This is a genomic window from Arthrobacter phoenicis, assembly GCF_047238215.1.
Lineage (GTDB): Bacteria > Actinomycetota > Actinomycetes > Actinomycetales > Micrococcaceae > Arthrobacter.
The window spans coordinates 1,289,410-1,310,398 of sequence record NZ_JBDFMK010000001.1 but is presented as its reverse complement, the minus strand read 5'-3'; the positions used below and the strand labels follow the sequence as shown (position 1 = coordinate 1,310,398).

Genomic DNA, 20,989 nt, shown 5'->3' with positions numbered 1-20,989 from the left:
AAAGCAGAACCATGACTTCACCAGCCAGCCCCCGCTTCGACGGACCCCGCCCCCGCCTGCTCCTCAGCGCGTTCGTCATGAACACCACCAGCCACATCATGGGCGGCCAATGGCGCCGCCCCGAGGCCCAGCAGCACCGCTTCAACGAACTGCAGCTCTGGACCGACCTGGCCCGGCAGCTGGAGGACGCGAAATTCGACGCGATCTTCTTCGCCGACGTCGTGGGCCTCTACGGCGACTACGACGGCGGCTGGGCCTCCCACCTGAGGAAGGGCCTGCAGGTTCCCTCCAACGACCCGCTGATCCTGCTCTCGGCCCTGGCCGCCGCCACCCGGGAGATCGGCCTGGCCGCCACCTCCTCCGTGATCCAGAGCCACCCCTTCCAGTTCGCCCGGCAGATGTCCACCCTGGACCACATCAGCAACGGCCGGGTGGGCTGGAACATCGTCACCAGCGTGCTGGAAAACTCGCACCGGAACTTCAACGCCACCGAGCTGACCAAACATGACGAGCGCTACGACTGGGCGGACGAATACGTCGAGGCGGCCTACAAGCTGTGGGAGGGCTCCTGGGCGGACGACGCCCTGGTCCGGGACAAGGAGGGCGGCCTCCACGCGGACCCCGAAAAGGTCAGCAAGATCTACCACAGCGGGCCCCGCTACTCCATCGACGGGCCGCACCTCGTGGCGCCGTCGCCGCAGCGCACCCCGGTGCTCTTCCAGGCCGGCAGCTCCGGCCGCGGCCAGCAGTTCTGCGCCGCCAACGCGGAGGCGACCTTCACCCTGGCGCCCAGCACCGCGATCGCGGCCGCCTACACGGCCGCCGTTCGCGGGCAGGCGGTGGCTGCCGGCCGTCGTGCCGAGGACGTGAAGTTCCTCCAGGGCATGCACTTCGTGGTGGGCGGCACCGAGGCCGAGGCGGCCCGGAAGGCGGCCGAGCTGGAGGACAGCCTGGACATCGAGGCCCTGCTGGCCCACGTCGGCGGCGGATTCGGCGTCGACCTGGGCGGCTTGCCGCTGGACACCCCCTTGGGTGACATCCAGACCGAGGGCAGCCAGGGACACCTGGAGGCCATCCGGGCCTCCACCCGCGGTGGCAACCCGACGCTCCGCGACATCGCGCTGTACCGCAGCCGGGCCAACCGGGTGGTGGGCACGCCCGAACAGATCGCTGACCGGCTCGAAGAATGGCAGGACGCCGGCATCGACGGGATCAACATCATCAACCAGACCATCCCGGGGTCCTACACCGACTTCATCACCGGGGTGCTGCCCGAACTGCGGGACCGCGGCCTTGCCCAGACCGACTATGCGCCGGGAACCCTGCGCGAAAAGCTCTTCGGTGACGGCCCCCGACTCAACGGCCGGCACCCCGCCGCCGCATTCCGCGGTGCCTTCACCGCGTTCTCCGCGGCCGCCGAAAACACTCCCGCCGCCGTCGGCGTCTAATCCCCCTCTCGACAAAGGACACTCGCCATGCACCGCAGAAATTTCCTCAAGTTCGCCCTCGCCGGAGCCGGCGCCGCGTCTGCCACGGCCCTCACCGGCTGCGGCCTGGTCAACCCCGGCGGCGCCAACGCCGCCTCGGGCGGGAAGACCATCAAGATCATCGTCACCGAGTCCGCGCCGTACCAGGAGCCAACGAAGATCGCCAAGAAGCTCCTCGAGGCCAAGGGCTGGACGCTGGAGCCCACCTACGTCACGGACATCATCCAGCCCAACCTGGCGGTGGCGAACGGTGAATTCGACGCCAACTTCTTCCAGCACAATGCCTACCTGAAGCAGTTCAACCAGGACAAGGGCCTCTCCAACGTCGGCCTGTTCTACGTCTACAGCGCGCCCGGCGGGATCTGGTCGGACAAGTATAAGTCCCTCAGCGAGCTCCCCGACGGGGCCAAGATCGGCATCCCCGTGGACCCGGCCAACAACGGCCGCGCCCTGTTCATGCTCCGCGACGCCGGGCTGCTGGAGCTCTCCGACGCCACCGTCATCCACACCTCGCAGAAGAACATCACCGCCAACCCGAAGAAGCTGCAGTTTGTGGAGGTGGACCAGCAGTCCCTGGCCAAGACCCTCCCGGACGTCGACGCCGGCTTCCTGATCGCCCGGATGGCGGCCGACGCCAAGCACACCCGGGCCGACGCGCTGGCCTTCGAGCCCGACGCCAACCAGGTCCCCTTCCGGATCGTCGTTGCCGGGCGGCCCGAGTTCGCCGGCACCGAGAAGGCGGCCGCGCTGAAGGAGGCCTACCAGTCGCCCGAGGTCAAGGCCTGGTTCGCCGGCTACCAGAACGGAATCCTGCCCACGCCGTGGGACCAGGACCCGGCCGCCGACGCGGCGAAACTCTAGCCGGCCCGGGGAACAGGAGACGCCATGAGCACCTCAACAGAAACAACGACGACGGCGGGCGCCACCAAGGAGCACGGCTACCAGGCCCTGGCCGGGCGGTTCCGCCCGGTCTTCGCCCGGATCGCCGAGGGCGCCCTGGACCGGGAGCGGGACCGCGTCCTGCCCTTCGAGCAGGTCCGCTGGCTCAACGAGGCAGGGTTCGGCCGGCTGCGGGTCCCCGTGGAGCACGGAGGGGACGGGATCGGCTTCGAGCCGTTCTTCCGGCTGCTGGTGGAACTGGCCGAGGCCGACTCCTCGGTGGCGCACCTGTACCGCTCGCACTTCGCGTTCGTGGAGACCGTGGGCCTGGAGGGCCCCGGCTTCCAGGACCGCTGGTACCCGCGGGTGGTGGCCGGCGAAATCTTCGGCAATGCGGCCACCGAGCAGTCCGGCAACGTCCTCGGCGCCACCGGAACCACGCTGACCCCGTCCGGACCGGACTGGGTGCTCAACGGCCGGAAGTTCTACACCACCGGGACCATCTTCGCCCGGTGGATCGCCGTCACGGCCAGTACCGCGGGCCGGGAGGGCCGCCAATACGCCGTCGTCAGCACCACGGCGCCCGGGGTGGAGATTCTCGACGACTGGGACGGGTTCGGCCAGCAGCTCACCGGGACGGGCACCACAATCTTCCGCGACGTCGCCGTGCCCGCGGAGCACATCATTCAGCGCTCGGTGTCCACCACACACGAGCCGGCCTTCTTCCAGCTGGTCCTGCTGGCGGTGCTGGCCGGGATCGGGCGGGCGGCCCTGGCGGATGCGAAGGCACTGGTCCGGGACCGGAAACGCACCTTCAACACCGGCTCGGGTGAGCTGTTCCGGCACGACCCGCTGATCCTGCAACTCGTGGGGCAGCTCTCCGCCAAGGTCTTCGCCGCGGAGTCCGTCGTCTTGGCCGCCGCCCGCGAGCTCGACGCCGCCGCCGATCCGGGCCTGGACCTCGCCCCCGCCGAGCGGTACAGCAGGGGAGAGGCGGCCGTAGGGAAGGCGCAGCTGCTGGTCCCCGAGCTGGTGCAGTCGGCAGCCCAGCAGCTCTTCGACGTCACCGGCGCCTCCGCCACCTCGAAGGCCAAGGCACTGGACCGGCACTGGCGGAACGCCCGCACGGTGGCCACGCACAACCCGGCGGTCTTCAAAGCCCGGATCCTGGGCGACTACGAGGTCAACGGCACCACACCGGAGGGGCTTCACAGCATCGGCGACGCGCCGAAGGCTCCGGCGGCGGGGGAGTAGCGTCCATCCAGCCGCGCCGCTTCAGCACACCGGGGAGACTTGGCCTCACCGCGGAGACCTGGCCTCCCGGGTTCGGGCTGCCCGATGTCCGTGCCCGGACGTAAGCTCGGACCATGGACGCGGACGCACTGCGAGAGATCTGCCTGGGCTTTCCCGGCGCCTTCGAGGACTACCCGTTCGGGCCCGAGACGGCCGTGTTCAAGGTCCGCGCCGCCATTGCCGGCGGGGCCCGGCACCAGGCGAAGGTCTTCGCCCTGTCCGCCATGGACCCGGAGGACTTCAGCGTGAGCCTCAAATGCGAACCGGCGCTCGCGGAACAGCTCCGGCAGGTGCACCCCGAGATCACCGGCGCCTGGCACCTGAACAAGCGGCACTGGAACGGCGTCCGCTTGGACGGTGCGCTCCCGGACGACATGATCCGGGACATGGTGGAGGATTCCTACGACCTGGTGGTGGCCACCCTGAGCCGGGCCCAGCAGGCGCAACTGGGCTGGTCCCGGCTGGCACGGGGTGGGGACCGGGGCAACGACCGGATCGGGGACCGGCCGTGAGGGGCGGGGAGCGGATCGCCGCGGGCGAGCTGACCTATTCCGGCGTCGGTGCCACCGAGAGCGGCCGGCTTCCCGCGGACGGCAACGGCATCGTCACCCGGGCCCACATCGGCGACGGGGCGGCGGCCTACCGCCGGGCGGTGCACGGCCTGATGACCTGGCAGCTGCACCGCGGCGCGGGGCTGCGGGTCCGGGCCGAATCCGACGTCGCCCCCGGCGTCCGGGTGGTCAGCGGCTTCGGCGTCGGCCCGTTCCGCGTCGACGCCCCCTGCGAGGTGGTCTGGGTGCACCCGCCCCGCCCCGGGGCCGGCCCGCAGTCGGCCGGATTCGGTTACGGCACCCTGCCCGGGCATCCGGTCCGGGGCGAGGAGTCCTTCGAGATCTCGCTGGATGAGGCCGGCCGGGTGCTGATCACCATCACCGCCTTCGGTGTCCCGTCCACCTGGTTCTACGCCGCCGGCCGCCCCGTCACGGACCGGGCGCGCCGGCTGGTCACTTCCCGGTACGTTAGGAGTGCACAGGAACTGGCCGCCGGCGTGAACCGAGCAGGAGTGAGTGGATGCTGAACCAACAGAACCTGGACCTGATCTCGAACTTCGACAATCCCGGGCTCTCCGAAGCCCGCTTCCGGGAGGCACTGGAGGACCCGGCGTTCGACGCCGATGAACGCGCCGAACTTGCCACCCAGCTGGGCCGGGCGATCGGGCTGCAGGGCCGGTACGAGGAAGCTGACGCACTGCTGGACGCGGTCGACGCCGACGAACCCACCGTGGCGGTGCGGGTCCTGCTCGAGCGCGGCCGGGTGCTCAACTCCGGCGGCCACCCCGAGATGGCCGTTCCCCTTTTCGAGCAGGCCGCGGAACTCGCGGACCACCTTGGCGAGGACTTCCTGGCCGTGGACGCGCTGCACATGCTGGCCATCGCGGACACCGCCCACGCCGAAACCTGGACCCGCAGCGCCCTCGAGTACGCCTCCACCGCCGGCGACGAACGCACCCGGGGGTGGCTGGTGGCACTGCACAACAACCTCGGCTGGTCGCTGCATGAGGCGGGCCGCTGCACCGAGGCTATGGTCGAATTCCAGCTGGCCGAGCAGTGGGCCGAACGGGTCGGCACGCCCCGGCAGCAGGAGCTCGCCCGGGCCGCCATCGGCGCCTGCAGACCGGCCCAACTGAAATACTGAAAGACCGTATCCGTACCGAAAGGGACCGTCCATGATCTTCATCGTCGTCAAATTCAAGGTCAAGCCCGACTGGTCCGAGCGCTGGCTCGGCCTCGTGGAGGACTTCACCTCCTCCACCCGCAAGGAAGCCGGCAACCTCTGGTTCGAGTGGTCACGCAGCGTCGAGGACCCGAACGAGTTCGTCCTCGTCGAGGCCTTCAAGGACGACGCCGCCGGAGACCACGTCAACAGCGCCCACTTCAAGAAGGCCATGGAGGACATGCCCCAGGCCCTGGTGGAGACGCCCCGGATCATCAGCCGCCAGATCGACGGCGACGGCTGGGACCGGATGGGCGAGCTCACCATCTAGCCCGGCCGCTACGCTGGGGCCATGTGGATCGGCTGGATTGAGTTCGACCTTCTGCTGGGCGACGTGCACAGCCTGAAGGAAAAACGGTCCGTGGTCCGGCCGCTACTGGCGGAGCTGAAGCGGCGCTTCGACGTCTCCGTCACGGAGGCCGGATACCAGGACCAGTACCGCAGGGCCCTGGTGGGCGCCGGACTGGTCGCCGCGGACCGCGCCCACCTCATCGAGGTGCTGGCCGCCGTCGAACGCTTCGTCGCGGCCCGGCCGGAGGTCGAACTCCTCAGCGCCCGCCAGCGCGAACTCCGCAGCGACGAGTAGGCCCGGCGCACGGCTCAGGGCGCGGCGTCCCGGGACGTCGGGCCGCCGCCGTTGGGATCCTGGTCGTCCGCCTCCAGCAGGGCGGCCAGGGCGGCCAGTGCCGGAAGTGCATCCTCGATGGCCTGTTGCGAGGAATCGGGCAGCCGCCGGAGGGCGTCGCCCAGGCGGCGGTCATTGGCGTCCTGCCAGGCGGCGAGGACCGCGGCGCCCCGCTCGGTAAGGGTCAGCGTCACCGAACGCCGGTCGCCCGGCCGGGTCAGCCGCTCCACCAGCCCCGACACCACCATCTGCTGGACCAGGTTGCTCACCGTGTTGACGGCCAGCCGCTGCCGCGAAGCCAGCCCGCTCACGCCGATTCCCGGTTCCTCGGCCAGCCGCTGCAGGACCTCCACCTGTGCCATCGGCAGCGCCTCCCAGGGAAACTCCTGCCGCACGCTGGAGCGCAGCACCCTGCGCAGGCGGGTGATCACGCCGGTCAGGGACCACGCGCCGGAGTCCCGGCGGGCCGCTGCCTCCGGTGCGGATTCCACGGCCCTCATCATCCGCCCAGTTTAGCCGGATACAGTCAGACCTAGAATAGTTCTGTGGCAGAACCAATTACCGTGCCGCGCACTTCTTAGACAGGACCGCCATGACCGCCGGAGATTCGTTTTTCCCGTCCCCGACCGTCAGCGCCTTCCACGTGGGACCGCTGACCATCCACTTCTATGCCCTCTGCATCCTGGCCGGCATCGCGGCGGCCATCTGGCTGGGGTCCCGCCGCTGGATCGCTCGCGGCGGCCTGCCCGGCCAGGTCCTGGACATCTGCGTCTGGGCGGTTCCGGCCGGGATCATCGGCGGCCGGATCTACCACGTCATCACGGACCCGGAGTTGTATTTCCTGCCCGGCCGGAACCCCTGGAATGCGTTCGCCATCTGGGACGGCGGCCTGGGCATCTGGGGAGCGATTGCGCTCGGCTGCGTGGGCGCCTGGATCGGCTGCCGCCGGGCCGGGGTGTCCTTCGTGGCCTTCCTCGATTCCGTGGCGCCCGGCGTGCTCTTTGCCCAGGCCCTCGGCCGCTGGGGCAACTGGTTCAACAACGAGCTCTACGGCGACCCCACCACCCTGCCGTGGAAGCTGCAGATCCACCAGATGGACGCCGCCGGAAACGCGGTCACCGATCCCTCCGGCGCCCCCGGGGTCCTCGGCTACTTCCAGCCGACCTTCCTGTACGAGTCGCTCTGGTGCGTCGCCGTGGCTCTCCTCATCCTCTTTCTGGACCGGCGGTTCAAGCTCGGTGCCGGCAGCGTGTTCGCCCTATACGTCGCCGGGTACACGGCGGGCCGCTTCGCCTTCGAACTGATGCGCTCGGACTACGCCAACCTGATCCTGGGGCTCCGGGTCAACACCTGGGTGGCCGCGCTGATCTTCCTGGGCGGAGCGGCGGGCTTCCTGCTGACCTTCCGCCGGAAGCGTTCGGTGGCGATCCCGGGCGCCGCGCCCGACGGCGGGGACGAGCCTCCCGCCGCCGACGCCCCCGCGACCCGGGAACATCCCGATGCCCGCTAGGCGATCCCTCTGGCGCGCGGTACTGGCCTTCATCGCGGCCGGGACCGTGTGCGGCGTGCTGGTGGCCGGTCTCTTTATCCCCGCCACCGCCATGGCGGGCGCGGTGGTCAGCGACTCGATCGGCATGTTCGACAAGCTCCCCGATGACTTGAACCTCAACGCCCCGCCGGCCACCTCCACCGTCCTGGCCAACGACGGTTCAATCATCGCCTCCTTCTACGCGGAGAACCGGGCGCCGGTCAGCCTGGACAAGATGTCCCCCTTCATCAAGGACGGCATCGTCGCCATCGAGGACGCCCGTTTCTATCAGCACGGCGGCATCGACACCACCGGCATCCTGCGCGCCCTCGTCGCCACCGCGCAGGGTGGCCGCCAAGGAGCGTCCACCCTCACCCAGCAGTACGTCAACAACATGATCATCGAATCCCTCGTGGCGCAGGGGAAGAGCGAGGACGTCAAGCTCGGCTACGCCAAGACGGTGGGGGACAAGCTGCGGGAGATGAAGCTCGCGATCGCCCTGGAGAAGACCTACTCCAAGGACCAGATTCTGCAGGGCTACCTCAACGTGGTCTACTTCGGCAACGGCGCCTACGGGATCGACGCCGCCGCCCACGAATACTTCAACGTCAGCGCCGCGCAACTGACCCTGCCGCAGGCGGCGGCGCTGGCCGGCGTCGTCAACAGCCCGGTCTACTACGACCCGCTCACCCAGCCGGACCACGTGGTGTCCCGCCGCAACGAGGTCCTCGACAAGATGCTCCAGCAGGGCAAGATCAGCCAGGCCGACCACGACGCGGCGGTGCAGGCACCGATCGGCCTCAACGTCCACCCGGCCAGCCAGGGCTGCGCCGGTGCCGTCTCCGCGCCCTACTTCTGCGACTACGTCCAGCGGCTGATCCTCAACGACCCGGCCTTCGGGCCCGACGAGGACGCCCGGAAGAAGCTGCTCTACCTGGGCGGACTGACCATCCGCACCACCCTGGACCCGGCGCTGCAAAAGGTGGCCCAGGACCAGGTCAACGCCTCCATGTCCGCCACCGACCCGCTGCAGCGCGGGGCGTCCCTGGTCAGCGTCCAGCCCGGCACCGGCAAGGTGCTGACCATGGCGCAGAACACCAACTACAACCCCACGGCGGGTCCGGGCAACTACACCGGCAACTTCGCGCTGCCCGAACGGGACGCCAACGGCCAGCCCCTCGATGGCGCCGGCGGCTTCCAGATCGGCTCCACCATGAAGCCGTTCGTCTTCGCCGAGTGGCTGCGCGCCGGCAAGTCCATGGGCACTGTCCTGGACGGCGCGGTGCGCCTCTACCGGCCCGGCTACCCCTGGCAGAACTCCTGCGGCCGCACCACCGGATCCTATGACCCGGCGGCAGGGACGCAGCTCCTGCCCAACGACGACGCGAACCACTACGTCAGGATGAGCGTCCTCCAGGGCCTCTACCAGTCGATCAACACCATCACCTTCCAGTCCGCCGCGCAGCTGGACTTCTGCAACATCCAGAAAATGGCGACGGCGGCCGGCGTCGCCGACGGACACACCAACAAGCCCTACGACGTTTCCAGCATCGCCAGCCTGATCGGCACCCAGGACGTCGCCCCGCTGACCATGGCCGACGCCTACGCCACGTTCGCCGCCGGCGGCAAGCACTGCGACCCGATCGCCCTCGAATCGGTGACCGGCCCGCACGGCAAGGCCTACCCGGTCCCGGACGCGCACTGCCAGCAGGCCATCGATCCTGACGTCGCGGCCGGGGTGACCTACGCGCTGAAGAACGTGCTGACCCGGGGCTCCGGCTACAACATCCCGGTTTCCAAGGCCACGGACATCTTCGCCAAGACCGGCACCACGGACGGCAACACCATGACCTGGACCGTGGGCGGCACCTCCGGGATCGCCACGGCCTCCTGGTTCGGCAGCTACCAGGGCATCGGGCCGCGCTGGGTGAACCAGGACATCACCATCAACGGCCGCTACTACGTGGGCGTGGACGGCGCGGACATCGCCGGCGGCCAGTGGGGCCGGCTGATGGACGCCGCGGCCCAGCGCTACCCCGGCGAAAAGTTCGCCACGCCCCCGGCGTCGATGACCCGCTGAGCGCCGGACGCCGCCTGACCGGAGGCAGCGTTTAACTGAACGGCCGCCCCTCCAGTGGAGGGGCGGCCGTTCAGTTCAGGCGGTGGGTGAGCGTCAGCCGAAGTACTTCGGCAGTGTCCCCTCGTGCGCCTCGCGGAGCGCGTCCAGGCTCAGGGTGTCCACGCCGTTGATCTCCAGCGTGCCGCCCTCGGCGTCGACGACGCCGATCCGGACGTGCGCGAAGCCGCGGGCGGTGCACATGTCCTTGAAGCGGATCTCCTCCGAGCGGGGCACGGCCACGACGGCGCGCGCCTGCGACTCGGAGAACAGCGCGGTGAAGAGGTCCACGCCGTCGCGGTCCATGACGTCCTGCAGCGAGATCCGGGCGCCGACGCCGTAGCGCAGCGAGGATTCCACCAGGGCCGCGGCGAGGCCGCCCTCGGAGACGTCGTGGGCGGAGTCCACCATGCCGTCGCGGGAGGCGTTGATCAGGATCTGGCCCAGCTCGCGCTCGGCGGCGAGGTCAACCTTCGGCGGCCGGCCGCCCAGGTGGCCGCGCATGTTGGCCCATTCGGACCCGTCCAGTTCGGAACCGGTGGTGCCGAGGAGGTAGATCGCCTGGCCGTCCTCACGCCAGCCCGACGGCGTGCGGCGGGCGACGTCGTCGAGCTTGCCCAGCACCGCCACCACGGGGGAGGGGTGGATGGGGGTGGTGCCGGTCTGGTTGTAGAGCGAGACGTTGCCGCCGGTGACCGGGATGCCGAGCTCCATGCAGGCGTCGGAGAGGCCGCGGATGGCTTCGGCGAGCTGCCACATGACGTCCGGGTCCTCGGGGGAACCGAAGTTCAGGCAGTCGCTGACGGCCATCGGGATGGCGCCGGAGGTGGCCACGTTGCGGTACGCCTCGGCCAGGGCCAGCTGCGCGCCCTGGTACGGGTCCAGGTAGGTGTAGCGGCCGTTGGCGTCGGTGGCCAGGGCCACGCCCAGGCCGGTCTCCTCGTCCACCCGGACCACGCCGGCGTCGTCCGGGAACGCCATGGCGGTGTTGCCGCCGACGTACCGGTCGTACTGGTTGGTGATCCAGGCCTTGCTGCACATGTTCGGCGAGGCCACCAGCTCGGTGACGGCCGCAGCGAGCTCGGACGGGGCTCCCGGGCGGCCGGCGTCCTGCACGGACCCGGTGAAGGCGTCCGCCTGGACGGAGTCCTGCCACTCGGGGCGGGCGTAGGGGCGGTCGTAGACCGGGCCGTCGTGGGCGACGGTGCGCGGGTCGACGTCGACGATCACTTCGCCGTCCCAGGTGATGATCAGGCGGCCGGTGTCGGTCACCTCGCCCAGCCAGGAGTACTCCACGGCCCACTTGTCCATCACGGCCTCGAACGCCTCGACGTTCTCGGGGGTAACCACGGCCATCATGCGTTCCTGCGACTCGGACATCAGGATTTCGCCCGGGGTCAGGGTGGGGTCGCGCAGCAGCACGGAGGTCAGCTCAACCTGCATGCCGCCGTCGCCGTTGGAGGCCAGTTCGGAGGTGGCGCAGGAGATGCCGGCCGCGCCGAGGTCCTGGATACCTTCCACCAGGGAGCCCTTGAAGAGCTCCAGGCAGCACTCGATCAGGACCTTCTCCGCGAACGGGTCGCCCACCTGGACGGCCGGACGCTTGGAGGGCTTAGTGTCGTCGAAGGACTCGGACGCCAGCACGGACGCGCCGCCGATTCCGTCGCCACCGGTGCGGGCACCGAACAGGACAACCTTGTTGCCCTTGCCGGAGGCGTTGGCGAGGCGGATGTCCTCGTGCCGCATGACGCCGACGGCGAGGGCGTTGACCAGCGGGTTGCCCTGGTAGACGGAGTCGAAGACCATTTCGCCGCCGATGTTCGGCAGGCCCAGGGAGTTGCCGTAGCCGCCGATGCCGGCCACGGCGCCGTGCATGACGCGGGCGGTGTCCGGGTGGTCGATCGCGCCGAAGCGGAGCGGGTCCATGACGGCCACGGGGCGGGCGCCCATCGAGATGATGTCGCGGACGATCCCGCCGATGCCGGTCGCGGCACCCTGGTACGGCTCCACGAAGGAGGGCGAGTTGTGCGACTCGATCTTGAAGGTCACGGCCCAGCCGTCGCCGAGGTTGGTGACGCCGGCGTTCTCGCCGATGCCCACCAGCATGTCCTTCTTCATCTCCTCGGTGACCTTCTCGCCGAACTGGCGCAGGTGGTTCTTGGAGGACTTGTAGGAGCAGTGCTCGCTCCACATGACGGAGTACATGGCCAGCTCGGCGCCGGTGGGGCGGCGGCCCAGGACCTTGACGACCTCGTCGAACTCGTTCTGCTTCAGGCCCAGCTCGGCCCAGGGCAGCTCGGTGTCCGGGGTCCTGGCCGCGTTCTCCACCGTGTCGATGTTGAACTTCTTGCCGGACTCCGCGGGCTTGGCCACGGCGGGGGTCTCGGTCATTTGTTGTCTCCCACGATCTTGTTCAGGACTGAGGTGAAGAAGCCCAGGCCCTCGGTGCCGGAGCCGTTCTCCGGACCGAAGCCCGCTTCGATGGCGTGCTCGGGGTGCGGCATGAGGCCCACCACGTTGCCCGCCTCGTTGGTGATGCCGGCGATGTCGCGGCGGGAGCCGTTGGGGTTCCAGCCGACGTAGCGGAACACCACGCGGTTCTCGGCTTCCAGCGCGTCGAGGGTCTTCTCGTCCGCGATGTACTGGCCGTCCTGGTTCTTCAGCGGAACGGTGATTTCCTGGCCGGCGCTGTAGTCGCCGGTCCACGCCGTGGCGGTGTTCTCCACGCGGAGGACCTGGTCGCGGCAGAGGAACTTCAGGTGGTCGTTCTTGATCATGGAGCCGGGCAATAGGTGCGACTCCGTGAGGATCTGAAAGCCATTGCAGATGCCCAGGACCGGCAGGCGGGCCTCGGAGTTGGCGGCGTCGATGATCTTCGACATGAGCGGGGCGAACCGGGCGATCGCGCCGGCGCGCAGGTAGTCGCCGTAGGAGAAACCGCCGGGGATCACGACGGCGTCGACGTCGGCCAGCGTGGTGTCCGCGTGCCAGAGGGCCACCGGGGTGGCGCCGGCCAGCCGGACGGCGCGGGCGGCGTCGCGGTCATCGAGGGTGCCGGGGAAGGTGACGACGCCGATCTTTGCGCCAGCGAGCCGGGGCTCGGCAGCGATCGCGACGGCTTCGCCGATCAGGGGTTGTTCAGTCATGTCAGGCCTCGACGACCTCGACGTTGACGACATCCTCGATCACCGGGTTGGAGAGCAGGGTCTCCGCGGCGTTCCGGGCCTGGGCCAGGATTTCCTCGGTCACCTCGCCGTCGACGGTGAGTTCGAAACGCTTGCCCTGGCGGACGCCGCTGAAGGCGGTGAATCCGAGGCGGGGCAGCGCTCCGACGATCGCCTTCCCCTGCGGGTCCAGAATCTCGGGCTTGGGCATGACGTCGACAACGATCCGGGGCATCCGGCAACTCCTGTGCGTGAGCGTTGGGTAAGGGCGCAGCGGAGTGGTGCCGTCTCACGCCGGTCCCGCTGTGATGAAACAGGAATGTTCCAGGACGGCGTGGTTCGGGCGCTCCGCGAGCTTGCACGCCTATTCTACCGGGCCCGCTCCGCCGGGCGTATTCGTGACCGATGGAGCCTGGTTGGCCCCGTGCGCGCGGATGTCCGGGGACGCCGTGGGGCGTCCCCGGACAGCTCACGGGACGGTTAGTCCTTTACTGGTTGGTCCTTTACGAGCGACGTTGCTTACGCCGACCGCTTGAGCCGCACACCGAGCAACATCAGCAGCCCCGCCCCGAGGAACAGGCCCGCGAGCCATAGGGCGTCGGCGTTGGTCCCCGTGTAGGCGAGCGTCGAGGCCCCGGCGGGGATGCCTGACGGCGCCGAAGCGGCGGACACGGTTCCCTGCGAGGTGCCGGTGGCGCCCTGGTTTCCGGGCTGGACGGCGGCGGGCGTCTCCGCCGCCGGGAGATTTACCACTGGCGCGGTCACGACCGGCGGGGTAACCACCGGGGGAGTCACGACCGGCGGGGTGGCGGTGGGCGGGTTGCCCGTCGTGGCCGCAGAGCCGCCACCCACGCCCACCGAGGTGGCGCCGAGCGAGATCGGTGCGCTGATGGGCGCGGTGATCTGGGTTCCGGAGAGAATGCCGCCGGCGCCCGTCGTGGCAGGACCCGATAAGGGGCCTGCTGCCGCCTGACCCGTGCTGCTGGAGCCGCCGGCGGTGGCGGTTGAGTCACCCAAGGTGCCGACCGAGGTGGCGCCGAGGTTGATCGGTGCGCTGATGGGGGCGGTGACCTGGGTGCCGGAGAGGATTCCGTCCGTCCCGGTGGTTGTCGGGCCCGCAGCCGAGGGAGCCTGGGGCGAGGCCGGTGCGGTACCGGTGGTGGTCCCGCCGCCGGTGGTGGCGGTGGAGTCGCCCCAGGCTCCGACGGAGGTGGCGCCGAGGTTGATCGGGACCGTCACTGGTGCGGTGATCTGGGTGCCGGAGAGGATCCCGTCCGCCCCGGTGGTGGACGTGGATCCGGCCTGCGCCGCAGGTGCGGTCCCGGTGGGCCCGCCGGTGGTAGCGGTGGATCCGGTGGGTGCGGCCGGTGCGGTACCGGTGGTGGTCCCTCCGGAGGTGGCGGTGGAGTCACCCAGTGCGCCCACTGAGGTGGCGCCAAGGTTGATCGGGGCGGTGACCGGTGCGGTGATTTGGGTGCCGGAGAGGATTCCGTCCGCCCCGGTGGTGGAGGTGGTTCCGGTGGTGGACGTGGATCCGGTGGGCGCCGCAGGTGCGGTCCCGGTGGTCCCACCGGTTGTGGCGGTGGAGTCGCCCAGCAGCCCCAGGGACGTCGCCCCGAGGTTGACCGGAATCGAGATCGGCGCGGTGACCTGGGTACCGGAAAGGATCCCGTCCGAGCCGGTGGTGGTCGTGTCGGCCGCTGAAGCCGCCGTGCTTCCGAGGGCCAGCAGGCCGCCGGCGAAGAGGGTGCCGAGCATGCCTCGGCGAAGGTTTTGATGCATGACAAAGTCTCCTGGAAAGAGTGGTTGAGCGGCCGCTGGGGCCGTGGATGCCGTGGCCGCGCCTGGGCGCGGCAGAGCTCAACTAGTCAGGAGACGAACCCGGGCCAAAGGACACCGGGGAGGGCGGCGCGAGCAGGTCTCCCCGCGCCGGAATGTTGAGGGTGCCCGCGAGGTGCAGGCGGAAGCTGGAGAGCCAGGCAGGATTGGCGTTGCCGCCGCAGGGTGCCCCCGATCCCGAGCCGCTGCCGGGAACGCCCGGTGCGGGGTCCGGAACGGCCGGCGCCCGCTCATCAGCCGGATCATCGGCGAGGGACATCATCGGGGTTTCAGCGGGGTTCAGCGCTGCTGTCTGCCCGCAGGGTACCGAGGAGGCCGCCGCCGTGACGGCGCCTCGGGCTGCGGCCGCCGCAGCAGGGGCAGGCTCGATGCCCGCAGAGGGGGCCCGGGTGCTGCCCGTAACGGCTGCGGCCGGAGGGGCGAGGGGTGCCGCCGCTGCCGCCCCGCCGGGCAGCTCCGATGGGACTTCCGGCAGTTCCGACGGGACGGCGGGCAGCGCTGGAGGCGTGACGACGGCGGCAACCGGCCCGGTCAGGGCGCCGAGGACCGGACCCACGCCGTCGACGACGGAAGCGACGGCAGAGTCGGCGGAGACCGCGACGGCGGACACGGCGTCGTCCGCGAGGCCCAGGACGGGGTCTGTGACCGGGGTCAGCGGTGGGAGCGTCAGGGCCGAACCGACCACCGGAACGTCGGCCACCGGGACCGCTGCCACCAGGGCATCAGCCCGGGACGTCACCGCTCCGGCCAACGGCTGCAGCTTCGGCACCACGGAGAGGAGCCCCGGTGCGGGAGCATCACCGTCGGGGCGGGAAGCCAGCGGGAGGTCGACGGCCGCATCGGGAGCGGCGATCGCCGTCACGGTGGACAGGACCTGCCCGGCGAGCGGCCCGCGGTCGGTGGGGGAGTCGGCAGAGGCTGCCGTGGCCGAGATGGCAAGCCACGAGGTCGCGGCGGCGGCCGCGAGAAGCACAGGCCGGACCACGCGCCACAAGGGCCGTGAACTTTCCATCTCAAACACCTCCCCCACGGAGTAGCGATATGCAAGTGAACCCAGCATACGGATGGTGAAGAAGTAATTTCCAGAGATTCCTGTAAAAAATCCTTCGATTGGATGAATTACGGCAGCGGGCCGGGCCGTCACCGGGCCGAGCGTCGGCGGCGGAGTGGGGTAGCCCGCGGGAACCGCGCCCGCGCGCCGAACGAGATACTACGGGCGCGGTGTGCGGGGCGGGATATCTTTGGCTGATGCGGCTATGGGGCCGGTGGGACTGAAGCGATTGATGGGACGGGAATGGCCGAAGTGGAAGGCGCCGGAGACGCTTACCGCGCCTTGGTGGAGGGCTCGCCGGAAGCCGTCCTGAGGATCGACGGCGCGGGAGTCCTCGGCTTCATGAACGCCGAAGCGGAACGGCTCTTCGGCTACCCGCGGGAGGAACTGCTGGGCTCACATTTCGGCGTGCTGCTGCCCAAGCGCTTCCGGGATGAGCTGGCGGGCGCCATCGCCGGGCTGTCCGGCGCCGGCGACATCTGCCGCCTGGGTCCCGGGCAGGCCGTTTCCGGTCTTCACCGGGGCGGCACCGAGTTCCCGATCGAGGTCAGCGCGGCCCATCTGGGAAGCGGCCCGGCCCCCGACGTGATCGTCAACGTCCGCGATGTCAGCGAGCGGCGCCAGACCGAAAACCAGCTCCGCGATACCCTCTCGCTGCTGGCCGCGACCCTGGAGTCGACGGCGGACGGGGTCCTGGTGGTCACCTCGGACGGGACCATCGCGGGGCTGAACGAACAGTTCGGAAAACTCTGGGGCATCCCGCCGGAGCTGCTGAACTCCCACGACGACGGCCAGGTCATGGCATTCGTCCTGAACCAGCTCTCGGACCCCGGCAGCTTCCTGGACAAGGTGCAGGAGCTCTATTCCGATCCCGGCGCTGAGAGCCTCGACATCCTGGACTTCAAGGACGGGCGGACCTTCGAACGCTACTCCCGTCCCCAGCGGGTGGGGTCCGAGATTGTCGGGCGTGTCTGGAGCTTCCGGGACGTCACGGCCCGGCGCCGGGCCGAGGATCAGGCCCGGGCGGCGATCACCCAGCTCAAGGGACTGGGCGCGATCGTGAACTCCTCGGCGGACGCCATCGTGGGCATGACCCCCGACGGCGTCATCACCAGCTGGAACGCGGGCGCCGAAAAGCTTTATGGCTACACCGCCGAGGAAGCATCCGGCCGCAACGCGCGGTTCCTGATCCCGGAGCCGTTGCGCGCGGAGGAGGAGGAAATGCTGGCCGGGGTCCGCCGGTTCGGCACCCCGAAGAGCTTCGAGGCCGAGCGGGTGCGCAAGGACGGCAGCATCGTCCCGGTATCGGTGACCATCTCGCCGATCCGCACCGAGGGCGGCGCCGTCACCGGCGTGGCCAAGATCGTCCGCGACATCACCAGCCAGCGGCATGCCGCCGCGGAACTCCTGGCCGCCCGGGAGGCGGCCCTGGAATCGAGCCGGCTGAAATCGGAATTCCTCGCCACCATGAGCCATGAAATCCGCACGCCCATGAACGGGGTGATCGGACTGACCGCCCTCCTGCTGGACACGCCGCTGGATGAGACCCAGCGGCGCTACGCCGAGGGGGTCCGCGGCGCCGGCGAGTCCCTCCTGGCCCTCATCAACGACATCCTGGATTTCTCCAAGCTGGAGGCCGGGAAGGTCGAACTCGACGTCGGCTCCTTCGACCCGCGGGGCCTGGTCGAGGAGGTCGCCGGGCTGCTAAGCGAGGCCGCCCGCGGCAAGGGCCTGGAACTCATCGCCTACTGCCAGCCGGAACTGCCCGCCCGCCTCTCCGGCGATCGGGGCCGGATCCGGCAGATCCTGCTGAACCTCGCCTCAAACGCCGTGAAATTCACTTCCGCCGGCGAGGTGTCCATCCACGCGGAAACCACCGGGAAATGCGACGGCGGCCGGTGCCTGGTCAGGTTCGAGGTCCGCGACACGGGGATCGGGGTCACGCCGGAGGACCATGACCGGCTCTTCGAATCGTTTTCCCAGGCGGACTCCTCCACCACCCGCCGGTACGGCGGGACGGGCCTGGGCCTGGCGATCTCCCGCCGCCTCACCGAGGCCATGGAGGGAGAGATCGGGCTGGACAGTGTCCCGGGGGAGGGCAGCACGTTCTGGTTTGAGATCCCCTTGGAACAGGCGGACGACGACGGCGGCGACGGTCTGTCCGCGGGTGCCACACTCGCGGGGCTGCGGGTGCTGGTCGTCGACGACAACGCCACCAACAGGCTGGTGCTGGAGTCCCAGCTCCGGTCCTGGAAGATGGCGCCGGACTCCGTCGGCGGCGCCCGCGACGCCCTTGACAGGTGCGCAGAGGCCCGCAGCGCCGGGACGCCCTTCGACGTCGTCGTCCTCGACCTGTGCATGCCGGAGGTCAGCGGGCTCGACCTGGCCCGGATGATCACCGCCGATCCCGTCCTCTCCGGCACGTCCATGATCATGCTCTCCTCCGACCCCCAGGTGGACCCGGCCGACCTCGCCGCGGCAGGCGTCGGCGAGTGGCTGACCAAACCGGTGCGGAGCTCGGAGTTTTACAACCGGCTGGTCCGGCTGCGCGCCGGAAGCGGACCCCGGGTGCCCGAACGGCCCTCCCCGGTGCCGGAGCCGGCAGGCAAGGCCGCCCGCGGCCGGGTGCTGGTGGTCGAGGACAACACCGTCAACCAGCTCGTGGCCCGGGAAATGGTGGGCAAGCTCGGCTATGACGTGGAGGTGGTCTCCGACGGCAGGGAAGCGGTGGCTGCCGTGGCGGCCGGCTCCTACGCGGCGGTGCTCATGGACTGCCACATGCCGGTGATGGACGGCTACGCGGCGACCCGGACCATCCGGGGCGCCGGGGAAGCTGACGGCCTGCCGATCATCGCGATGACGGCGGGTGCCATGGACGAGGACCGCGAACGCTGCCTCGCCGCCGGGATGGACGATTTCCTCACGAAACCCGTGGACCTGGCCGCCCTGGAGGCGGCGCTGGAGCGCTGGGTGGCGCCGCCGCCGTCGGACGCCGAACCGCCCGGTCCGGCGATGCCGGAACCGGCAGCGCCGGACCCTGCAGCATCGCCCGCCCTGGACGAGGCCCGGTTGACCGTGCTTCGCCAGCTGGGGCCCCAGGACGGCCTCGGGCTCCTCCCGGCCGCCGCCGAAGCCTTCCTCGACGACGTCCCCTCAACCCTGAAGGAACTCCGCCACGCCATGACCACCACACCGGACCGCACTGCCGTCAGGAACGCGGCCCACAAGCTCCGCGGCTCCGCCGGGAACATCGGCGCCGCCGCGGCGGCATCGCTGTGCGCGGAACTCGAGGCCACCGGGGGCGGAACGGAGGGGCTGGAGCTCCTGGACCGCCTCGGTGCCGAACTCGACCGGGTGGACGCCGCCCTCCGGCGTGCCCTGGCAGGTGAAGCGTGAAGGTCCTGGTGGTCGACGACGACAGGGGTTCCTTGATGGTGGCCGCCGCGGCCGTCGAGCAGGCCGGGCATGAGTGCATCACCGCCCCCGACGGCGACACCGCCTGGGCGCTCTACCAGAGGCACCGACCCCACGTGGTGGTCACGGACCGGAACATGCCCGGGCTCGACGGGCTCAGCTTGTGCCGGGCCATCCGCGACTCGGAACGCGACTCCTACACCTACGTGGTGCTGCTGACGTCCCGCGGGGACCGCGACGACGTGCTGGCCGGGATGGCAGCCGGCGCGGACGACTACGTCACCAAGCCGCTGGACCCGTTCACCCTGCACACGCGGCTGCTTGCCGCGGACCGGGTGACCTCCCTGCACGCTGAACTCGCCGGATACCGCAACGCCCTCGCGGCCCAGGCGCGGACCGACGCGCTGACCGGGCTGCACAACAGGCTCAAGCTCACCGAGGACCTGGAGCGGCTGGAGAGTCGGGCCGAACGGTACGGCGAGGAGTACTGCCTGGCCCTCTGCGACGTCGACAATTTCAAGAGTTACAACGACCTGTACGGACACCCGGCGGGCGACGCCGCGCTCGCCGCCGTCGGTGCGGCGCTGGCCGGGCATGCGCGGCAGAGCGACGGCGCGTACCGGTACGGCGGTGAGGAATTCGTGGTCCTGCTGCCCTACCAGTCGCCCGCCGCGGCGGCCGTGGTGATGGAACGGGTCCGGCGGGCAGTCCAGGAGCTGGGGATCGTCCACGCGGGCGACCCGTCCGGCGGACTGACCATCAGCATCGGCATCGCCGGCAGCGGACATACAAACAACGACGGCGGTGCCCGGATCCTTGCGGATGCGGACGCCGCCCTCTACGCGGCGAAGGCCAAGGGCCGGAACACCGTCGCGCTGGCCGGGGCGCCGCGGGAAGCCGTCACGGACCAGGCATAACAAAAACCGGGAGGCGTCCCCCAAGGACGCCTCCCGGTTTTTGCAGTGGTGCGCTGATTAGCCTTTGAACGCGTCCTTGACGTTTTCGCCGGCCTTCTTCACCGAGGCCTTGGCCTGGTCAGCCTGGCCCTCGGCCTCGAGCTCTTCGTTGTGGGTGGCCTTGCCAACTGTTTCCTTCAGCTTTCCGCCTGCGGATTCAGCGGCGTTCTGGATCTTGTCTCCGATACCCATGATGTACACCTTCCTTGTTCGTTGCTGCGGTTACGTACTTCTGTGCATTCACCCCGGGCGGGGGGAATTCTGGGTGCAGAACTCTTCGGCGGCCTGTGCTGCCCTGATCAGCGGCCTAGCGGCGCGCAGGGGGCTGTGTGCCCCCGCGGCGGCCCAGCCGTCCCCTGAGCCAGCCGGCCAGCGCCGTGACAACTGCTGCAATGATCTTGTTGCGCATGGTTCTCTCTTCCGTGGTCGGGAGAGCGCCGGAGTGAATCGCTCTACATAGATAAAGACGCACGCCGTTCGGAATCGTCACGGCCCTGAGGGGATTTTTTTGTGCGGACCGGATCAGTAGGATGAACGCATGGCTCAGAAACCCAGGTCCGTGGTCCTTCCCGTGGTCGCCGCCGCCGTCTTTGCAGGCCTCGGCCGGATGGTCCTGCAGAAGGTCCTGGCCGACCGGGCCGCCCGCGAGACGAATGTTGCCGGGCCGCTGGATGAGAAAACCAGGGCCTGGATCAGCGAGGTTGTGCGGACTCCCCGCCAGTAGCGGATCGGACCACCCCCAAGACCCTCCGCGGAGGGCAAAAGACACTGCGAATACCGGAAGCCGGACGGTCACAGACCGCCCGGCTTCCGTGCGCCCCGACCGCGACAAGAATTGTCGAATCGTTTGACCAAAGTTAATTC

At 69.8% G+C, this 20,989-nt stretch carries 20 protein-coding genes; 13 read left to right on the top strand and 7 right to left on the bottom strand.

What is annotated here, in order from left to right; translation table 11 throughout:
• Nucleotides 1-11: 11 nt before the first annotated feature.
• The 8 genes from ABC337_RS06005 to ABC337_RS05970 all read left to right on the top strand — a co-directional run bounded on the left by ABC337_RS06005 (nucleotide 12) and on the right by ABC337_RS05970 (nucleotide 6,018).
• On the top strand, nucleotides 12-1,448 hold the full coding sequence (locus ABC337_RS06005; protein WP_412884748.1) for an NtaA/DmoA family FMN-dependent monooxygenase: 1,437 nt from the start codon (nucleotides 12-14) through the stop codon (nucleotides 1,446-1,448).
• Nucleotides 1,449-1,475: 27 nt separating this feature from the next.
• Nucleotides 1,476-2,348, top strand: coding sequence for a MetQ/NlpA family ABC transporter substrate-binding protein (locus ABC337_RS06000; RefSeq protein ID WP_364136384.1), 873 nt, complete (start codon nucleotides 1,476-1,478; stop codon nucleotides 2,346-2,348).
• A gap of 24 nt (nucleotides 2,349-2,372) precedes the next feature.
• Nucleotides 2,373-3,620: an acyl-CoA dehydrogenase family protein gene (locus tag ABC337_RS05995; RefSeq protein WP_412884749.1), complete on the top strand. Its 1,248-nt coding sequence runs from the start codon at nucleotides 2,373-2,375 to the stop codon at nucleotides 3,618-3,620.
• 113 nt (nucleotides 3,621-3,733) lie between these two features.
• Nucleotides 3,734-4,171: an MmcQ/YjbR family DNA-binding protein gene (locus ABC337_RS05990; protein WP_400159688.1), complete on the top strand. Its 438-nt coding sequence runs from the start codon at nucleotides 3,734-3,736 to the stop codon at nucleotides 4,169-4,171.
• Nucleotides 4,168-4,737, top strand: a complete 570-nt coding sequence (locus ABC337_RS05985; RefSeq protein WP_412884750.1) for a DUF1990 domain-containing protein — start codon at nucleotides 4,168-4,170, stop codon at nucleotides 4,735-4,737. Before ABC337_RS05990 ends, ABC337_RS05985 begins: the two co-directional genes overlap by 4 nt.
• Nucleotides 4,731-5,354 carry a tetratricopeptide repeat protein gene (locus tag ABC337_RS05980; protein ID WP_412884751.1) on the top strand — a complete coding sequence of 208 codons (624 nt, stop codon included), beginning with the start codon at nucleotides 4,731-4,733 and terminating at the stop codon, nucleotides 5,352-5,354. The genes ABC337_RS05985 and ABC337_RS05980 overlap by 7 nt, the downstream gene beginning before the upstream one ends.
• A 31-nt stretch (nucleotides 5,355-5,385) precedes the next feature.
• Nucleotides 5,386-5,703 carry a putative quinol monooxygenase gene (locus tag ABC337_RS05975; protein ID WP_290256753.1) on the top strand — a complete coding sequence of 106 codons (318 nt, stop codon included), beginning with the start codon at nucleotides 5,386-5,388 and terminating at the stop codon, nucleotides 5,701-5,703.
• A gap of 21 nt (nucleotides 5,704-5,724) precedes the next feature.
• Complete coding sequence (locus ABC337_RS05970; RefSeq protein WP_412884752.1) at nucleotides 5,725-6,018, top strand: DUF503 domain-containing protein; 294 nt, start codon at nucleotides 5,725-5,727, stop codon at nucleotides 6,016-6,018.
• Between the two features lie 14 nt (nucleotides 6,019-6,032).
• Here ABC337_RS05970 and ABC337_RS05965 read toward each other — a convergent pair whose 3' ends face one another.
• Nucleotides 6,033-6,560 carry a MarR family winged helix-turn-helix transcriptional regulator gene (locus tag ABC337_RS05965; RefSeq protein ID WP_412884753.1) on the bottom strand — a complete coding sequence of 176 codons (528 nt, stop codon included), beginning with the start codon at nucleotides 6,558-6,560 and terminating at the stop codon, nucleotides 6,033-6,035.
• Between the two features lie 89 nt (nucleotides 6,561-6,649).
• On the opposite strand from ABC337_RS05965, the gene lgt reads away from it, so the two are divergent.
• Nucleotides 6,650-7,567: a prolipoprotein diacylglyceryl transferase gene (lgt, locus tag ABC337_RS05960; RefSeq protein ID WP_412884754.1), complete on the top strand. Its 918-nt coding sequence runs from the start codon at nucleotides 6,650-6,652 to the stop codon at nucleotides 7,565-7,567.
• Complete coding sequence (locus ABC337_RS05955) at nucleotides 7,557-9,665, top strand: transglycosylase domain-containing protein (protein WP_412884755.1); 2,109 nt, start codon at nucleotides 7,557-7,559, stop codon at nucleotides 9,663-9,665. Before lgt ends, ABC337_RS05955 begins: the two co-directional genes overlap by 11 nt.
• 93 nt (nucleotides 9,666-9,758) lie before the next feature.
• Here ABC337_RS05955 and purL read toward each other — a convergent pair whose 3' ends face one another.
• The 5 genes from purL to ABC337_RS05930 form a co-directional block, all read right to left on the bottom strand.
• On the bottom strand, nucleotides 9,759-12,092 hold the full coding sequence (purL, locus tag ABC337_RS05950) for a phosphoribosylformylglycinamidine synthase subunit PurL (RefSeq protein WP_412884756.1): 2,334 nt from the start codon (nucleotides 12,090-12,092) through the stop codon (nucleotides 9,759-9,761).
• The gene (gene purQ / locus ABC337_RS05945) at nucleotides 12,089-12,847 is read right to left on the bottom strand and encodes a phosphoribosylformylglycinamidine synthase subunit PurQ (protein WP_412884757.1); all 759 of its coding nucleotides are present in this window, start codon (nucleotides 12,845-12,847) and stop codon (nucleotides 12,089-12,091) included. Before purQ ends, purL begins: the two co-directional genes overlap by 4 nt.
• Before the next feature lies 1 nt (nucleotide 12,848).
• A complete protein-coding gene (purS, locus tag ABC337_RS05940) occupies nucleotides 12,849-13,100 on the bottom strand; it encodes a phosphoribosylformylglycinamidine synthase subunit PurS (RefSeq protein ID WP_290256746.1) in 252 nt (83 codons plus the stop codon).
• A 284-nt stretch (nucleotides 13,101-13,384) separates the two neighbouring features.
• Nucleotides 13,385-14,647, bottom strand: coding sequence for a chaplin family protein (locus ABC337_RS05935; protein ID WP_412884758.1), 1,263 nt, complete (start codon nucleotides 14,645-14,647; stop codon nucleotides 13,385-13,387).
• An 82-nt stretch (nucleotides 14,648-14,729) separates the two neighbouring features.
• Nucleotides 14,730-15,716, bottom strand: a complete 987-nt coding sequence (locus ABC337_RS05930) for a hypothetical protein (protein ID WP_412884759.1) — start codon at nucleotides 15,714-15,716, stop codon at nucleotides 14,730-14,732.
• Between the two features lie 282 nt (nucleotides 15,717-15,998).
• Here ABC337_RS05930 and ABC337_RS05925 point away from each other — a divergent pair, with 282 nt between their 5' ends.
• On the top strand, nucleotides 15,999-19,151 hold the full coding sequence (locus ABC337_RS05925; RefSeq protein ID WP_412884760.1) for a PAS domain S-box protein: 3,153 nt from the start codon (nucleotides 15,999-16,001) through the stop codon (nucleotides 19,149-19,151).
• Complete coding sequence (locus ABC337_RS05920; protein WP_412884761.1) at nucleotides 19,148-20,086, top strand: GGDEF domain-containing response regulator; 939 nt, start codon at nucleotides 19,148-19,150, stop codon at nucleotides 20,084-20,086. The genes ABC337_RS05925 and ABC337_RS05920 overlap by 4 nt, the downstream gene beginning before the upstream one ends.
• Nucleotides 20,087-20,143: 57 nt before the next feature.
• Here ABC337_RS05920 and ABC337_RS05915 read toward each other — a convergent pair whose 3' ends face one another.
• Nucleotides 20,144-20,317 (bottom strand): CsbD family protein, encoded by a 174-nt coding sequence (locus ABC337_RS05915; protein ID WP_290256743.1) that lies wholly within the window; start codon nucleotides 20,315-20,317, stop codon nucleotides 20,144-20,146.
• 346 nt (nucleotides 20,318-20,663) lie between these two features.
• Here ABC337_RS05915 and ABC337_RS05910 point away from each other — a divergent pair, with 346 nt between their 5' ends.
• A complete protein-coding gene (locus tag ABC337_RS05910) occupies nucleotides 20,664-20,849 on the top strand; it encodes a hypothetical protein (protein WP_412884762.1) in 186 nt (61 codons plus the stop codon).
• Nucleotides 20,850-20,989 lie beyond the last annotated feature (140 nt).

What these genes read in the sequence shown, in the direction of transcription:
- purS (WP_290256746.1), bottom strand. Translation starts at nt 13,100, where the DNA reads ATGCCCCGGATCGTTGTCGACGTCATGCCCAAGCCCGAGATTCTGGAC.
- ABC337_RS06000 (WP_364136384.1), top strand. Translation starts at nt 1,476, where the DNA reads ATGCACCGCAGAAATTTCCTCAAGTTCGCCCTCGCCGGAGCCGGCGCC.
- ABC337_RS05935 (WP_412884758.1), bottom strand. Translation starts at nt 14,647, where the DNA reads ATGCATCAAAACCTTCGCCGAGGCATGCTCGGCACCCTCTTCGCCGGC.
- ABC337_RS06005 (WP_412884748.1), top strand. Translation starts at nt 12, where the DNA reads ATGACTTCACCAGCCAGCCCCCGCTTCGACGGACCCCGCCCCCGCCTG.
- ABC337_RS05990 (WP_400159688.1), top strand. Translation starts at nt 3,734, where the DNA reads ATGGACGCGGACGCACTGCGAGAGATCTGCCTGGGCTTTCCCGGCGCC.
- purQ (WP_412884757.1), bottom strand. Translation starts at nt 12,847, where the DNA reads ATGACTGAACAACCCCTGATCGGCGAAGCCGTCGCGATCGCTGCCGAG.
- ABC337_RS05970 (WP_412884752.1), top strand. Translation starts at nt 5,725, where the DNA reads ATGTGGATCGGCTGGATTGAGTTCGACCTTCTGCTGGGCGACGTGCAC.
- ABC337_RS05975 (WP_290256753.1), top strand. Translation starts at nt 5,386, where the DNA reads ATGATCTTCATCGTCGTCAAATTCAAGGTCAAGCCCGACTGGTCCGAG.
- ABC337_RS05965 (WP_412884753.1), bottom strand. Translation starts at nt 6,560, where the DNA reads ATGATGAGGGCCGTGGAATCCGCACCGGAGGCAGCGGCCCGCCGGGAC.
- ABC337_RS05955 (WP_412884755.1), top strand. Translation starts at nt 7,557, where the DNA reads ATGCCCGCTAGGCGATCCCTCTGGCGCGCGGTACTGGCCTTCATCGCG.
- ABC337_RS05930 (WP_412884759.1), bottom strand. Translation starts at nt 15,716, where the DNA reads ATGGAAAGTTCACGGCCCTTGTGGCGCGTGGTCCGGCCTGTGCTTCTC.
- purL (WP_412884756.1), bottom strand. Translation starts at nt 12,092, where the DNA reads ATGACCGAGACCCCCGCCGTGGCCAAGCCCGCGGAGTCCGGCAAGAAG.
- ABC337_RS05980 (WP_412884751.1), top strand. Translation starts at nt 4,731, where the DNA reads ATGCTGAACCAACAGAACCTGGACCTGATCTCGAACTTCGACAATCCC.
- ABC337_RS05915 (WP_290256743.1), bottom strand. Translation starts at nt 20,317, where the DNA reads ATGGGTATCGGAGACAAGATCCAGAACGCCGCTGAATCCGCAGGCGGA.
- lgt (WP_412884754.1), top strand. Translation starts at nt 6,650, where the DNA reads ATGACCGCCGGAGATTCGTTTTTCCCGTCCCCGACCGTCAGCGCCTTC.
- ABC337_RS05910 (WP_412884762.1), top strand. Translation starts at nt 20,664, where the DNA reads ATGGCTCAGAAACCCAGGTCCGTGGTCCTTCCCGTGGTCGCCGCCGCC.
- ABC337_RS05925 (WP_412884760.1), top strand. Translation starts at nt 15,999, where the DNA reads ATGGCCGAAGTGGAAGGCGCCGGAGACGCTTACCGCGCCTTGGTGGAG.
- ABC337_RS05995 (WP_412884749.1), top strand. Translation starts at nt 2,373, where the DNA reads ATGAGCACCTCAACAGAAACAACGACGACGGCGGGCGCCACCAAGGAG.